This window comes from Yunchengibacter salinarum (assembly GCF_037658235.1).
Taxonomy (GTDB): domain Bacteria; phylum Pseudomonadota; class Alphaproteobacteria; order Sphingomonadales; family Kordiimonadaceae; genus Yunchengibacter; species Yunchengibacter salinarum.
Map to the genome: position 1 here is coordinate 48,537 of NZ_JBBJLN010000006.1, position 13,243 is coordinate 61,779.

At 67.1% G+C, this 13,243-nt stretch carries 11 protein-coding genes and 1 other RNA gene; 1 reads left to right on the forward strand and 11 read right to left on the reverse strand.

Annotated features, from left to right (window positions below):
* The 8 genes from mraY to rnpB form a co-directional block, all read right to left on the reverse strand.
* Window positions 1–1,077, reverse strand: a complete 1,077-nt coding sequence (gene mraY, locus WGH93_RS08015) for a phospho-N-acetylmuramoyl-pentapeptide-transferase (RefSeq protein WP_374764356.1) — start codon at window positions 1,075–1,077, stop codon at window positions 1–3.
* 12 nt (window positions 1,078–1,089) lie between these two features.
* Window positions 1,090–2,562, reverse strand: coding sequence for a UDP-N-acetylmuramoyl-L-alanyl-D-glutamate--2,6-diaminopimelate ligase (locus tag WGH93_RS08020; RefSeq protein WP_374764357.1), 1,473 nt, complete (start codon window positions 2,560–2,562; stop codon window positions 1,090–1,092).
* Entirely contained in the window at window positions 2,546–4,297 is a 1,752-nt protein-coding gene (locus tag WGH93_RS08025; RefSeq protein ID WP_374764358.1) for a peptidoglycan D,D-transpeptidase FtsI family protein, read from the reverse strand. Before WGH93_RS08025 ends, WGH93_RS08020 begins: the two co-directional genes overlap by 17 nt.
* On the reverse strand, window positions 4,294–4,743 hold the full coding sequence (gene ftsL, locus WGH93_RS08030; RefSeq protein ID WP_374764359.1) for a cell division protein FtsL: 450 nt from the start codon (window positions 4,741–4,743) through the stop codon (window positions 4,294–4,296). Before ftsL ends, WGH93_RS08025 begins: the two co-directional genes overlap by 4 nt.
* Window positions 4,740–5,735, reverse strand: a complete 996-nt coding sequence (gene rsmH / locus WGH93_RS08035; RefSeq protein ID WP_374764360.1) for a 16S rRNA (cytosine(1402)-N(4))-methyltransferase RsmH — start codon at window positions 5,733–5,735, stop codon at window positions 4,740–4,742. The genes ftsL and rsmH overlap by 4 nt, the downstream gene beginning before the upstream one ends.
* Window positions 5,732–6,229, reverse strand: a complete 498-nt coding sequence (locus WGH93_RS08040; protein ID WP_374764361.1) for a division/cell wall cluster transcriptional repressor MraZ — start codon at window positions 6,227–6,229, stop codon at window positions 5,732–5,734. The genes rsmH and WGH93_RS08040 overlap by 4 nt, the downstream gene beginning before the upstream one ends.
* A 554-nt stretch (window positions 6,230–6,783) precedes the next feature.
* Complete coding sequence (locus WGH93_RS08045) at window positions 6,784–9,267, reverse strand: zinc-dependent metalloprotease (protein WP_374764362.1); 2,484 nt, start codon at window positions 9,265–9,267, stop codon at window positions 6,784–6,786.
* A 133-nt stretch (window positions 9,268–9,400) separates the two neighbouring features.
* Window positions 9,401–9,830, reverse strand: an RNA gene (rnpB, locus tag WGH93_RS08050) — RNase P RNA component class A.
* A gap of 192 nt (window positions 9,831–10,022) precedes the next feature.
* On the opposite strand from rnpB, the gene WGH93_RS08055 reads away from it, so the two are divergent.
* The gene (locus tag WGH93_RS08055; protein ID WP_374764363.1) at window positions 10,023–10,274 is read left to right on the forward strand and encodes a hypothetical protein; all 252 of its coding nucleotides are present in this window, start codon (window positions 10,023–10,025) and stop codon (window positions 10,272–10,274) included.
* 61 nt (window positions 10,275–10,335) lie between these two features.
* On the opposite strand, the gene WGH93_RS08060 is transcribed toward WGH93_RS08055, so the two are convergent.
* From WGH93_RS08060 to WGH93_RS08070, 3 genes are all read right to left on the reverse strand, one after another.
* Entirely contained in the window at window positions 10,336–11,016 is a 681-nt protein-coding gene (locus WGH93_RS08060; protein ID WP_374764364.1) for a TetR/AcrR family transcriptional regulator, read from the reverse strand.
* Between the two features lie 111 nt (window positions 11,017–11,127).
* Entirely contained in the window at window positions 11,128–12,384 is a 1,257-nt protein-coding gene (locus WGH93_RS08065; protein ID WP_374764365.1) for a hypothetical protein, read from the reverse strand.
* Window positions 12,385–12,457: 73 nt separating this feature from the next.
* Window positions 12,458–13,243, reverse strand: a complete 786-nt coding sequence (locus WGH93_RS08070) for an N-acetylmuramoyl-L-alanine amidase (RefSeq protein ID WP_374764366.1) — start codon at window positions 13,241–13,243, stop codon at window positions 12,458–12,460.

The following is a 13,243-nucleotide window of genomic DNA, read 5'->3' on the forward strand; positions in this document are numbered from 1 at the left end:
TCACCGCAGTTTCAAGGTGGCAAGACCAACCAGTGCGAGAATCACGGCAATGATCCAGAAGCGGATCACCACGGTGGGCTCGGCCCAGCCCTTTTGTTCAAAATGGTGGTGCAGCGGCGCCATGCGAAACACCCGGCGCCCGGTCAGCTTGAACGAGGCCACCTGCACGATCACCGACACGGTTTCCAGCACGAACAGTCCGCCAATGATTGCCAGCACGATTTCATGCTTTGTGACCGCCGCCAGGCTGCCCAGCGCCCCACCCATGGAAAGCGAGCCCGTATCGCCCATGAACACCATGGCGGGCGGCGCGTTGAACCAGAGAAAACCGAGCCCGCCGCCGATCATGGCCCCCGCGACAATGGCCAGTTCGCCCGCGCCCAGCACATGAACGATGCCCAGATAATCGGAATAAACCACATTGCCCACCAGATAGGCGATGAAGCCGAAGGCGGCGGCGGCGATGATAACCGGCACGGTGGCGAGCCCGTCCAGCCCGTCGGTCAGGTTCACCGCATTGGCGGCCCCGGCGATCACCAATACCTGAAAGGGCAGGTAAAAAAGGCCCAGATTGATCACCACATCCTTGAACACGGGCAATGCCAGCGTGGGGCTGTTGATGCCCGCCAGCCACCAGGCGGCCATCACGGCGATCAGGGCCTCAAGGGCGAATTTCAGGCGCCCCGGCACGCCGCGCGGGTTCTTCTTCACAACCTTCTGGTAATCGTCGGCAAAGCCGATCAGGCCGAACCCCATGGTCACGCCCAGCACCAGCCACACATAGGCATTGGTCAGGTCCGCCCAGAGCAGCGTGGCGACCCCCATGGACAGCAGGATCATCACGCCCCCCATGGTGGGTGTGCCCGCCTTGGTCAGAATATGACTTTCCGGGCCGTCTTCCCGGATCGGCTGCCCCTTGCCCTGCCGCGCGCGCAGAAAGCGGATCACCGCCGGGCCGATCAGAAAGCAGACGATCAGTGCCGTCAGGGTCGCCGCCCCGGTGCGGAAGGTAAGATAGCGGAACAGGTTGAAGAAACCGCCCTCGTCCGCCAATGGCACCAGCAGATTATACAACATGGGATGTACGCCTCATTGCTCTTTCTCCAACCCCAGCGCCGCGCGGATGGCGGCGGCATCATCATGGGGATGAACCCTGTCCCCGATGATCTGGCCGTTTTCATGACCCTTGCCCGCCACCACCAGCATGTGGCCGGGGCGGAGTGCGGCAATGGCCGCCGCGATGGCGCGTTGCCGGTCGCCGATTTCGGTGGCGCCGGGGCAACCCTCGCGCACTGCCGCGCGGATCGCCGCCGGGTCTTCAAAGCGGGGGTTGTCGTCCGTGACGATCACATGATCCGCCAGCCGGGCCGCGATTTCGCCCATGGGGCGGCGCTTGGCCGCATCCCGGTCGCCGCCGCAGCCGAACACCAGATGCAGCCCGTCCGGCCTGTGCGCCCTGAGCGCGGTAAGCACGGTTTCCAGGCCGGCGGGCGTATGGGCGAAATCCACATAGACAGCGCCCCCTTGCGGCGCCTCGCCCACATATTCCAGCCGCCCCGGCACGCCCGACAGGCGGCCCAGCGCGGCCAGCACGGTGGCCGCGTCCCGCTCCGGCTCCGCCGCCAGCACCAGCCCCAGCGCCGCCAGCGCATTCTGGGCCTGAAACATGCCGGCCAGCGGTATGTGCACCTGATGCGGACGCCCGAAAACGCGCAACCGCAGATGCTGGCCCGACGGCGTGGGCTCGAAGCCTTCCAGCCGCAGGTCCGCGTCCAGCGCGACCCCGAAGGTCAGGGGTTTCAGGCCGCGCCCGAAGGCCAGATCCATCAGCGGGGCGGACCAGGGATCGTCCAGATTGATGACGGCCCCCGCGCCGGGCGCCAGCAGTTCCCCGAACAGGCGGGCCTTGGCATAGAAATAGGCTTCCTCGGTGCCGTGATAATCCAGATGGTCGTGGCTGAGATTGGTGAATGCCGCCGCTTTCAGGTGCACGCCGTCCAGCCGGAACTGATCCAGCCCGTGGGAGGATGCCTCCAGCGCCGCATGACTCACCCCCGCATGGGCAAGCCGGGCCAGGGTCTGGTGCAGCACCACCGGGTCCGGCGTGGTCAGGCCGCCGGGGCTGGTCACGCCCGGCCCCACAACGCCCAGCGTGCCGACGGATGCCGCCGCACAGCCCAGGTCCGACCAGATCTGCCGGGCGAATTCCGCCACCGATGTCTTGCCGTTGGTCCCCGTTACCGCCACCTGCACCGGCACCTGCGCGCCCGCATAACGGGCCGCCAGCAGGCCATAGCGGCGGCGGGGATTGGGGTCGCTGATCAGGGGCAGGCCGTGGCTGTCCGCATCCGCCGTGGACAGGACCGCCACCGCGCCGCGCGCCACCGCATCGGGGATATGGCGGCGCCCGTCGTCCCGGCTGCCCGGCAGGGCGGCAAACAGAAAGCCCGGCTCGACCGCGCGGCTGTCGGCGGTCAGGCCGGTGATCACCGTATCCCCGCCGTTCTCCAGCCCCAGTAATTGATCGAGCGTCATGGTCATGGCGTCACTGTCCGTTTCCATCCACGGGTTCCGGCATCAGATGGGCCACCCGCTGCAGCAGCCCGCCGCCCTTGGGCCGCGGGTTCACCCCCAGAAGGGGCGCCGTGCGCAGGATCACATTGCGCACCACCGGCGCGGCGGTCCAGCCGCCGCCCTTGAAACCGAATGTGGCGTCCGTGCCCTTGGGTTCGTCCAGCAGGGCGAACACCACATAGCGCGGATCGTCCATGGGAAAGGCACCCACAAAGCTGGAAATCAGCGCGCCTTCCGCATAGCCGCCCCCGGATGCCTTTTCCGCCGTGCCGGTCTTGCCGCCAACCCGATAGCCCACGGCCTCGGCCTTGCTGCCGGTACCCTTGACCACGGCCAGCCGCATCAGGGTGCGCATGGTCCGGCTGGTTCTGTCCGAGATCACGCGCCGACCCGGCTTCCAGCGTTCTTCCTGGCGAACCAATGTGGCGGGAATACGCCGCCCGCCATTGACCAGTGCCGCCACCGCACTGGTCAGGTTCACCGGGCTTACGGCAATGCCATGACCATAGGAAACGGTCATGGTGGATACCCTGCGCCAGCGCGCAGGCACCATGGGGGCGCCCACCTCGGTCAGTTCCAGATTGACCGGGTCCAGCAGGCCAAGTTTCCCCAGGAATTGGCGCTGTCGCTCGGTGCCCAGGTCCAGCGCCAGTTGCGCCGTGCCGATATTGGAACTGTAGGCGAAAATCTCCGGCAGGCTGAGATAGCGGGCTTTGGGATGGTCGTCGCGGATGGTGAAGCGCGCCACCCGAAGCGGGCGGGTGGCGTCATAGCCATCGGACAGGTCCGCCACGCCATGGTCCAGCGCGGCGGCGAAAGTGAAGCTCTTGAAGGTGGAGCCCAACTCGTACACGCCCTTGGATGCCCGGTTGAAGCGCGCCTCGCGGGAAACACCATCCAGATCGTTGGGGTCGAAATCCGGCAGGGAGACCATGGCCAGCACTTCGCCGGTGTGCACGTCCATCATCACGCCCGCCGCCCCCTTGGCGCGATGGGCACGCATGACGGTGGCCAGTTCGTCGGTCATGGCATATTGCACGCGGGCATCGATGGACAGCCGCAACGCCCCGTCGCCGCGCCCCACGCCGGACAGGCGGTCATCGAAATAATGCTCGATCCCGGCAAGACCCTTGCCGTCCACATCCACATGGCCCAGCACATGGGCGGCCAGTCGGCCATGGGGATATACCCGGTCCTCCTCCTGCCGGAATTTCAACCCCGGCACACCAAGCGCATTGACCTGCCATTTCTCATCCGGCGTCAGCTTGCGGTGCAGCCAGACAAACCGCTTGTTCGAAGCCAGTTTGGTGCGGATGCGGTGCACGTTCAATTCAGGCAGAACGGACACCAGCGCCCGCGCCACCGCGTCCGGGTTCTTGATCCGGCTGGCATCGGCATAAAGCGAGTCGGTTGTCAGGCTGGTGGCCAGCACTTCGCCGTTGCGGTCCACAATGTCGCCGCGGCGTGGTTCCACCACCGGCTCGCTGTAGCGCGGGGCCGATACCGTGCGCGGGGCGCCGCCCGCCATGCCCAGATCAACGGCGCGCATGGCCAGCAGGGCGAACCCGGCCAGAAACAGCACCGCCGCCAGCGTCAGGCGGCTGCGCGCCACCTCCAGCGTCGCGGGGGACTGGGCCGACGGCAGGCGGGCCACATCCGCAGCCGCATCCGGCTGTGTCCGGCGCATCGGCAATAGCGGCCTTGTGGTGCGATACGCGGTCATGGGCGCGTCTCCCCTTCATGGGAGGCGGGCACGAAACCGCCGGGCACGGGAACACCGCCATCCGCCGGGGCGGACGGGCCGGATTCACCCTGCCCGGAGCGCGAAGACCCGGCATCCGGGCGCCGCCGATCCGCGCCGGGTGGCAACGGGGCCACGGCCACACCCACCGGGCGCAGCGGCACCCCGCCGGGGTCCGACATCACCTGATCGGGGTGCGGCGGCATCAGGGCGAGAAAGTCCAGGGCGCGTTTTTGCAGCAGGTCCGGCGTGGTGAGATAGGCCCATTCCGCCCGGAGCACCCGGATCGCCTGCTTGTCCGCCCGGATATCATCCATCAGGGCCGCCACGCGCGCCTTGCGGGCCTGCACTTCCTGTTGCAGCAGCACCAGAAGCGTGCCGGACAGCACCATTGCCAGAAACGCCAGCCAGGGCAGCAACCGCTTCATGACCGCCCCCCTTGGCCGCGTGCCGGGGCATCGGTGCGGATGGCCACCCGCAAGCGGGCCGACCGGGCGCGCGGATTGGCGGCGCATTCCGCGTCATCCGGCTTGATGGTGCCCTTTTTGGCCAGGTGAAAGGTGGGGGCCGGGCCGGTCTTGCCGGGATCGGGCCGATGGCGGCTGGCGGACGGGGTGCGCCCGCTGCGCTCGGCCATGAAGGTCTTGACGCGCCGATCCTCCAGCGAATGGAAGCTGACCACCGCCAGCCGACCGCCCGGCGCCAGCAAACGTTCCGCCGCTTCCAGCCCGCGATCCAGTTCGCCCAGTTCATCATTCACATGGATGCGCAGCGCCTGAAAGGTGCGGGTGGCGGGATGGATGACTTTCCCCCCACCCTTGCGCGGCGGCCTGCGCCCGCCCATGGCGCGCGCCACGATATCCGCCAGTTCCGCGGTGCGGCTGATGGGGGCCTTGTCGCGGGCGGCGACGATGGCACGGGCCACACGGCGGCTGGCGCGCTCCTCGCCCAGCGTATAGATCAGGTCCGCCAGCGGGCCTTCTTCCATGCTGTTGACCACATCCGCCGCGCTTTCGCCTTCCCGGCTCATGCGCATATCCAGCGGCCCGTCATGGGAAAAGGAAAAGCCGCGCTCCGCCTCGTCCAGTTGAAAAGAGGAAACGCCAATGTCCAGCGCCACGCCGTGGGCCGGGGCGCCGCCCGCCTCGGCCACCAGCCGGTCCATCTCGGAAAAGCGGCCAGGCAGAAAGTGGAACCGCTCCCCCGCTTCCGCCCGCAAGGTCGCGGCACGGGGGGCGGCATCCGGGTCCCGGTCAATGGCATAAAGCGTGATGGGCGCCGCATCCAGAAGCGCGCGGGCATAGCCCCCGGCGCCGAAGGTGCCGTCCACATGACGCTCCCCCTCGGCAGGGGCCAGCGCGCGCACCACCGCATCCCGCAGCACGGGCACATGATTTCCCCTGGCGGCGATCGCGCTCATGCCCCACCTCCCTCGCCGGGCCCGCCCGCGGAGGGCTGGCGGCCAAAAATGGGCATCATGCCGGGGGCGGCTTTGGCGGCGGTCTGCATCTGGCGCTGACGGTGGGGTTCGTAGGTGTCCGGGTCCCAGATCTGGAAACGGGGACCAAGGCCGACAAAGGTGGCCCGATCCGAAATGCCGGCCCCGTCGCGCAGCGCAGCGGGGATCATCACGCGGCCTTCCGGGTCGAAAGCCAGTTGGTTGGCACCGGCCAGAATGGCGGTTGCCACGGCCATCTGATCGTCGTCATAGGGGCTGTAATCGCTGTAAAGCCGGTCGGAGATGCGTTCCAGAAACGCCATGTCGGCGCCTTCAATGCACGGCAGATTGAGGGAGGCATACAGCACGATGCCCGCAAAGCTGCTTTCCTGCACGGCACCGCGAAAGGCGGCGGGTACCGAAACCCGCCCCTTCTTATCGACCCTGTTGGTCACTGTTGACGTAAATAGCGCCATGCCGCGATGCCCCCGACGGTGCCCGTTCCACTGGCGCGCATACCCAATTGATTCCCGATCCGGTGGTTTCCGGCCTGATCAGGACCGACCCCGGACTCCAAACCAAATGCCCTCAGACCCGATGCGCCCCTCTGGGAAGGTCATTTATGGGATATCATGGGAAAATATGGGGGTCAACGACACACACCCCCACCCTGCCCCGGAATGGCGCCAAATAAAAGCCATGCTTTCGAGCCGCAACCAAAGAAAAACAGCCGCTTGCCCGCAAGTGTTCATATTATGTTCTATTTTGGGAAAAGCCACGCCTGATCATGGGCCGGGCAACGATCCGTGCCCCATGGCAACCCATGGCCGCGCGGGACGGCAAAAGAACCGCTGCGAGTCGGGCTTTTGGCGAACATGGAAATCCATCAGAAAAATCAGCAAACTAAAAGGAAATTACCGCCGCATCCCCGACGTAAGGAAAAAGGGCGACCCCATGCCGGAATCGCCCTGTCCCATGTTTTCCCATGGGGGTGGCACCGCCCTGTCGGAAGGCGGTGGCCCCGCCCCGGTCAGCGCAGGGGCGCGTGCCAGCCATTCCCGGTGCCGATGGGGCTGCCGGGCGGCACATCCGGCGCCGGGGGTATGGCGGGTCCGGCCTGATCGGCGCGGGCCTCGGCCCGGTCCATGGTGTCCAGAAGGGTTCTGGCGTGCGCTTCATGCTGGCCGTGCAACCGGGCCAGGCTTTGCCGCACCCGGTCCAGCGCCATGCGCGCGGCGGCCCGAACCGGCGCCGGGTGCGTCTCCGTCAGGGCCAGGTCCAGCAGCCGGGCCACATAGCGGGTCTGCACCAGCTTGCGCAGGCGGATGGCGTTGTCCGGCGCATTGCGCCTGAGCGGCATGAGCGCCGAATGCAACCGCGCCAGCACGCCTTCCAGCCCCGGATGATTGCCCGGCCCGCCCCGCTGCATGGCCAGCCGCGCCGCCCGTCGCGGCGCCAGAATGGCGTTCAGGGTCAGGTCCGCCGCGCTGCGGGCGGCGGCCATGGGATCGAACAGGGGGCCGCTGTCATGTTTGAACACCTCCCGCTCATATTGCAGGTCGCCCATGCGTCCCCCGGTGGGGCTGAGCGCCCGCACCAGCGGGTCCGAAATGGCCAGTGTCTCCGGCTCCAGCGCCATCAGAAGCGCATTCAGGGCCGCTTCCTGACGGGGCCAGGGAACCATGCTGGCCGCGCCCCGGCCATCGCCCCGGCGGCGATAGGCGAAGGTCACCCCGCCCAGTGTCTTGGCGGCGGCTTCCTGCTGATAGCGGTGATACAGGTAAAGCGGCACGAATTTGCGCTGCAAGGCTTTCTGGCTTTCGCCGTCACGCAGCCGGTCCATGCCGAAGCGGGCCAGGGCATAGGCGCGCACCTTCAAGGTTTCCTTCAGGCTGGCCACCGGGTCCGATCCGGTATCCCAAAGCCCGCCGCGCGGGTGGCCGGTACCCACGGCCCGGCTGTCCGCATCCGAAACGAAGGCGAGCCCGCCCTCGTCCAGTTCCCGGATCAGCGCTTGAGGGGTGTTGGCCCCGTCCGTCCGCCTTGCGTACAGGAAGCGGGCGGCCCATTTGTCGAACCGGCCAATGCCCGCATCATAGGCGCGGGACACATCCAGCCCGTCCGCCCCGACCCGGATCAGCGGGGCGGGATAATCCATCACGCTGGCCCGGTCATTGGTGCTGGCGGCCATATTATGGGCAAAGCCCAGCGCGTGGCCCACCTCATGGGCGGCAAGCTGGCGAATCCGGTCAAGCGCCAGTTCAACCGGGTCGTCATCGGCCCCGCTGCCGGTGGCGTCCGCCCCCAGCAACGCTTCAAAAATAGCGATATCCTGCCGCACTCGAAGCGATCCCAGCAGCACCACGCCGCGCAGGATTTCCCCCGTGCGCGGGTCCGCCAGCGGCATCCCGTAGGACCAGCCCCGCGTCGCCCGGTGCACCCAGTTGATGACATTATAGCGCGCATCCAGCGGGTGGACGCCTTCCGGCAACAGCTTCACCTGAAAGGCATTGTCATAGCCCGCCGCGGCAAAGGCATCGGCCCACCAGGACGCGCCTTCCACCAGCGCGGAGCGGATCGGCTCCGGCGCGCCGCGATCCACATAAAAGGTGATGGGCCTGATCGGGCTTTCCGGGTCATCGGGGTTCTGCGGCGACAGGCGGAAACGACGGGCGAACCGGGTAACCGGATCGGTGCCGAGCGGGGCCGCCATATCCACCCGTGCCAACCCGATCATGGCGGCGCGCTCGTCAAACGGGCGGGGCGTATAGCCGTCGTCCGGCAGGCGCATGAGGGTGGAATGGGCGGTAAGCGTGACCGCCTCCGGCACCGGCGTGGTGCGCCGCACATAGCGCCCCGGCTCCGTCCCCTTGAAGGTGAGCGTCACATCGATTTCGATATTGTCGGGAAAGGCATGGACCCCGTTCATATCCACGAAAGAACGCCCGTCATCCAGGCTGTAGCTGCCCTGCCCCCGATCCTTCAGGCGCTGGGCCACGCCGATGGCATCCCGCACCAGAAAACCGGTCACATCCACCAGCAGCCGACCGGTATCGGGCGCCCGCGCCGCCACACTGCCGGACCAGACGATGGAGCGGGCGAAACTGTCCCGCACGGCGGCCCGTTCCGCCGCATCGGGGCTGTCGGCGCGAAAGGCCGTGTTTTCCACCACGGCCATCACGCGCTTGCCCTGCACATCAAAGCGCAGAAGCTGGCTGCCGGTTGGCAGGCTGCGATCCAGCCCCACGGGGTTGCTGCCAAGGCCCGCAGTCAGGTAGCGGGCATGGATATAGCGCCCGGCCACGCCGCGCGCGTCCGGCGCGGGCAGGCTCAGGAAAACGCGCCCCTCCTGCCGGTCCAGATACAGGGGGATCAGGCCGGGAAGGTGTTCCAGCGCCGCGATGCGGCTGTCATAATCAGCCGCTTCCTGTTCCGCCGCGCTGGCAACCGGGCCCGTTCCCGCCACCATCAGCAGCAGCCCCATCATCCGCACAAACCCTGTCATGCCGCTCATGGCATCGCCCCCGTCGATTGTTGCTGTTCAAGGGCTCGATCCTAAGCATGGTCCGGCGAAATGAAAAGCACCCCGATCCGACGATCACGGGCCGCGAGCGGGCGGCGGGCAGAGCGCGAACAGGGCGGGAAAAGTGCGGCGAGGGCCTGTAAGCCGGGTTCTGTCCAGCCCGCGATACGGGCCTGGTCAACCATTCATCTAGGCGCGCCGTTGCCGACGCGCTCCAGCGACCGACCTGAACAACAGCCCGGAAGGGGGCCTGTCCGGCCAAGGCCGGACCCGTCGTTCCACTTGGTCTTGCTCCCGGTGGGGTTTACCTGGACCGCCCCCGTTGCCGGGGGCGCGGTGCGCTCTTACCGCACCCTTTCAGCCTTACCGACGCGCCGCCGCCTGCCCCAAGGGGCGGGCGCGGCGCCGGTCGGCGGTTTGCTTTCTGTGGCACTTTCCCTGAAGCGACGCACAAGTGCGCCGCCCCGCCGGACATTATCCGGCACCGTTCTTCCGTGGAGCCCGGACTTTCCTCTCCCGGCTCAAAAGCCGGCAGCGGTTGACCGGCCCCCGCCGCGCACCTCATGTAAGACCTTTGGGGGCCGAGCGCAATCACCCACAGGGCAAATCCGGGGCAAAATGCCCCGCGCGGCATGATCGGCCCTTGCAAGGGGGCCGGGCTTTGGGGCAGGCTCCTGACCGCGCGCCCGTGGGACGCAGGCTCAGGGTGGCGCGGATGGCAGCCAGCAACGCAAGGATCGTCACGCATGACCAACCGCCTCAGCACTCTCGTCCGCATCAGCGCGAAAAGCGGCCTTGCCGGGCTCGCCCTGCTCGGTCTGGCGGCCTGTGGCGGCGGCGGGGACGCCGTGGTGTTCGACACCACCCTCGGCCCGCGCACCAACAACCAGATCAAGGAACTGCCCGGCGGCCTTGCCGGTGACCAGGACAATGCCAATTATTCCGGCAGCATCCAGGGCAAGGGCATGACCGACCCGGATGGCGACGACGGGCAATAAGCGCCCGGCCGGGCCGATCGGATCAAGCCCGTCAGGTAACATTCGTCAGGAATAGCTTTCTTCAGGCGCGGTACAGATCCAGGAATGTGCGGGTGCAGTCCGCCGCGTGGCGGCGAATGTCATCCTCGTCCACCTTGTCGATCAGGCCGATCGCCAGCAGAAAGTGATAGCGCCCCTGCAACAGGGCGATAAGCTGGTTGGCGGCCCGGTCCACATTGTCGATCCGCAGGCTGCCCTCATCCACCCGGCGGCGCAGGAAATCCGCCAGGCTCAGGATCATGTCCTCAGGCCCGGACGCCCAGAAAAGGCGCGCCAGTTCCGGCCCCTGCGGCGCGCCGGATACCAGCAGGCGGAACATGGATATGGCTTCCTGTGACAGCAGCAGCCGGGCATATACCAGCGATATGGCGTGAATCTGGTCCTCCACCCCGGCGCCCTCAATGCCTTCAAGCGCCTGTTCGGCGAAGCTGTCCTGCATCCGGTAACGCACGGCGGCGCTGAAAAGCTGTTCCTTGCCGCTGAAATGGCTATAGACGGTCTGCTTGGACACACCGGCGCGGCGGGCCACCTCGTCCATGCTGGTGCCCTCGAACCCGTTTTCCATGAACAGGTCCACCGCCGACTCCAGAATCGCCGTGTTCTTGGCCTCGCAGCGGGGGCGCCCGCGACCGGCCGACTTGGACCGGCCAGCCACGCCCACGGGCGAGGGATGCGGTGTCAGCATTTCAGCTTTGCTCACCATGACTCTCCATCATATGCAGCCGATGGGCCGCATTGGCCGTGCCCCTTCAAAACCGGGGCCTGACCGATTTATGGCAGCTTTTACCGCTGACTGCAAAAGGGGAAACGACCGTCAGGATGCCGGATCGCCACCGTCGCCGGGTGACAGCATCACCGCCATGCGGGCAAGGCCGATGGCCTGATTGTCGTCATCTTCCATCGCCTTGACGATCGCCCCGGCCTGATCCACCGCGCCGCTGGCAACCACCGGCGCCATCAGGGACAGGCGAAGCTGATCACGCTCATAGCTGTCGTCGATTTCGGACTCGATGGCGGCCAGCAGCACCGACACCCGCTCCAGAAAGGCGGGCGTGGCATCCGTTGCCGACAGCGTCTGGAAATAGCGCACGCGCTCTTCCAGATTGCCGAAATCGTCCAGCCGCTCAAGGGCGGCGGAAAGCGCCCCGGTGCCCGCTTCCGCCGGGCCGATCAGCCGCGCCATGGTCTGCCGGGCGCCGGTGGAGCGCAGATTGGAAATGGCGGAGCGCGCCGCTTCAAGCGCCGGGGCGAACAGGGCGCTGTCACCGAGGTCCGCGTCATACAGGGCCCGCACCTTTACCGCGGTGGCCCGTGCGCTGGCAGGGTTGCCGACGGCACCGGTCAGCAGCGCATCCGCTTCATCGAACAGGGCGTCCCGCTGCTTCGCCTGGTCCAGCCGGTGATGCAGAATCCCCACCAGCACCAGCCCGCGATACCGGTCCAGCATGGCATCATGGCCACGCACCTTGTCCGCCAATGCGGCAAGGTCGCGCGCTTCGATCTCGGCCACGGGGGCGCGGCTGAGCAGCTTCATTTCCCGCCAGAAGGCCCGGCGCGCATCATCCATCCGCGCCAGTGCCTTTTGCGCGCCCGACATGTTGCCCGCATTCGCCGCTTCCTCGGCAATGCCGGCATAGACCTGATCCTGAATATTGCCGATATCAATGCTTTCGGCCAGCTTGAGCGCCTGATCCACCTGGCCCGCGCGGGCCAGAAGCGGTGCGATCTGGCGGGCCTTTTCCTGCATCACCAGCGACAGCCCGGCGGATCGGGCCTCCTCCAGCGCCAGGGTCAGGGTCTGGCGCGCGCGCCCGGTCTGGCCAAGATCGATGAGCGACTCCGCAACCGCCGTAAGCACGCGGGCCCGTTCCAGCGCCAGGCTTTCATCCACCACCGTCTGCAAGGGCGCATTCAACGCGCACTGGCGGGTGGGCGCCGTCAAACAGCCCAGGGTGTGTTCATTGGGCGTGTGGGTGCTGGTGAACCCGTTTTCATCTGACTGGTCCTGCACGGTGGCAAACGATGGCAGCGCCAAGGCCACCGCCATCAGGGCCGGTGTGAAAAGACTCATGAAACCTCGCATCGTCAAAAGGGCGCGCCGCATTCCGGCGCAGTCAGTGCCCAAACGCCTGCCCGGCCTGTTTTCAGGAACGGCTGAGTGCGGCGATGTGATCCACGGCATTGCGGGTCTCCTCATCCATGATTTCGGTTACAATTTCGTGACAGGCGGGCACATCTTCCACGCCCGGATGGGGGGTGCGCGCCATGAAGTGGCGCTGAAACGCCCCTATCAGCGGGGAAAGCGCGCCTGTCATGCCATCAAGCGCGGGAACCTTGTAGCCGATCCGCCGCAGATCACGGCAAAGCCCATCCACCGCCGGGCCGCTGGCGCCCGGTGCCAGTTCCGGCAGCGGCGGCCCCGGCGGGCCGGATACGGGCACAGGGGGCAGGCCATACCCCTGCCGCGCCAGCCGCCCCCAGGGAAACAGCTCCCCCGGATCGGCTTTACGGCCCGGCGCCACATCGCTATGGCCCACCAGGGCGGCGGGCGGCAGATCGTACCGGTCGAAAAGATCAGCCAGCAGCGCTTCCAGCGTGGCGATCTGCCCTTCCGGGAAGGGGCGATAGCCGAATTCCACGCCCGGATTGACCAGTTCTATGCCGATGGACGTGTGATTCACATTGTCCCGGCCCGCCCAGCAGGACACACCCGCGTGCCAGGCCCGGCGCGTTTCTTCCACAAGCTGGAACAGGCGGCCATCTTCCTCGATCAGATAATGGGCGGATACCTTTGCCGCCGGGTCCCGCAGCCGGTGCAGCGCTTCGGCGCCGGTTTCCATGCCGGTATAATGCACCACCACCAGATCCACTTCGGCCCCTTCGGGGCGGGCATCGTGATTGTCCGACGGCGCAAGGAGGATATTCAGCAT

Bases quoted from the DNA above. Each gene is read 5' to 3' on its own strand.
- mraY (WP_374764356.1), bottom strand. From the start codon at position 1,077: ATGTTGTATAATCTGCTGGTGCCATTGGCGGACGAGGGCGGTTTCTTC.
- WGH93_RS08020 (WP_374764357.1), bottom strand. From the start codon at position 2,562: ATGGAAACGGACAGTGACGCCATGACCATGACGCTCGATCAATTACTG.
- WGH93_RS08025 (WP_374764358.1), bottom strand. From the start codon at position 4,297: ATGACCGCGTATCGCACCACAAGGCCGCTATTGCCGATGCGCCGGACA.
- ftsL (WP_374764359.1), bottom strand. From the start codon at position 4,743: ATGAAGCGGTTGCTGCCCTGGCTGGCGTTTCTGGCAATGGTGCTGTCC.
- rsmH (WP_374764360.1), bottom strand. From the start codon at position 5,735: ATGAGCGCGATCGCCGCCAGGGGAAATCATGTGCCCGTGCTGCGGGAT.
- WGH93_RS08040 (WP_374764361.1), bottom strand. From the start codon at position 6,229: ATGGCGCTATTTACGTCAACAGTGACCAACAGGGTCGATAAGAAGGGG.
- WGH93_RS08045 (WP_374764362.1), bottom strand. From the start codon at position 9,267: ATGAGCGGCATGACAGGGTTTGTGCGGATGATGGGGCTGCTGCTGATG.
- WGH93_RS08055 (WP_374764363.1), top strand. From the start codon at position 10,023: ATGACCAACCGCCTCAGCACTCTCGTCCGCATCAGCGCGAAAAGCGGC.
- WGH93_RS08060 (WP_374764364.1), bottom strand. From the start codon at position 11,016: ATGGTGAGCAAAGCTGAAATGCTGACACCGCATCCCTCGCCCGTGGGC.
- WGH93_RS08065 (WP_374764365.1), bottom strand. From the start codon at position 12,384: ATGAGTCTTTTCACACCGGCCCTGATGGCGGTGGCCTTGGCGCTGCCA.
- WGH93_RS08070 (WP_374764366.1), bottom strand. From the start codon at position 13,243: ATGCTGAATATCCTCCTTGCGCCGTCGGACAATCACGATGCCCGCCCC.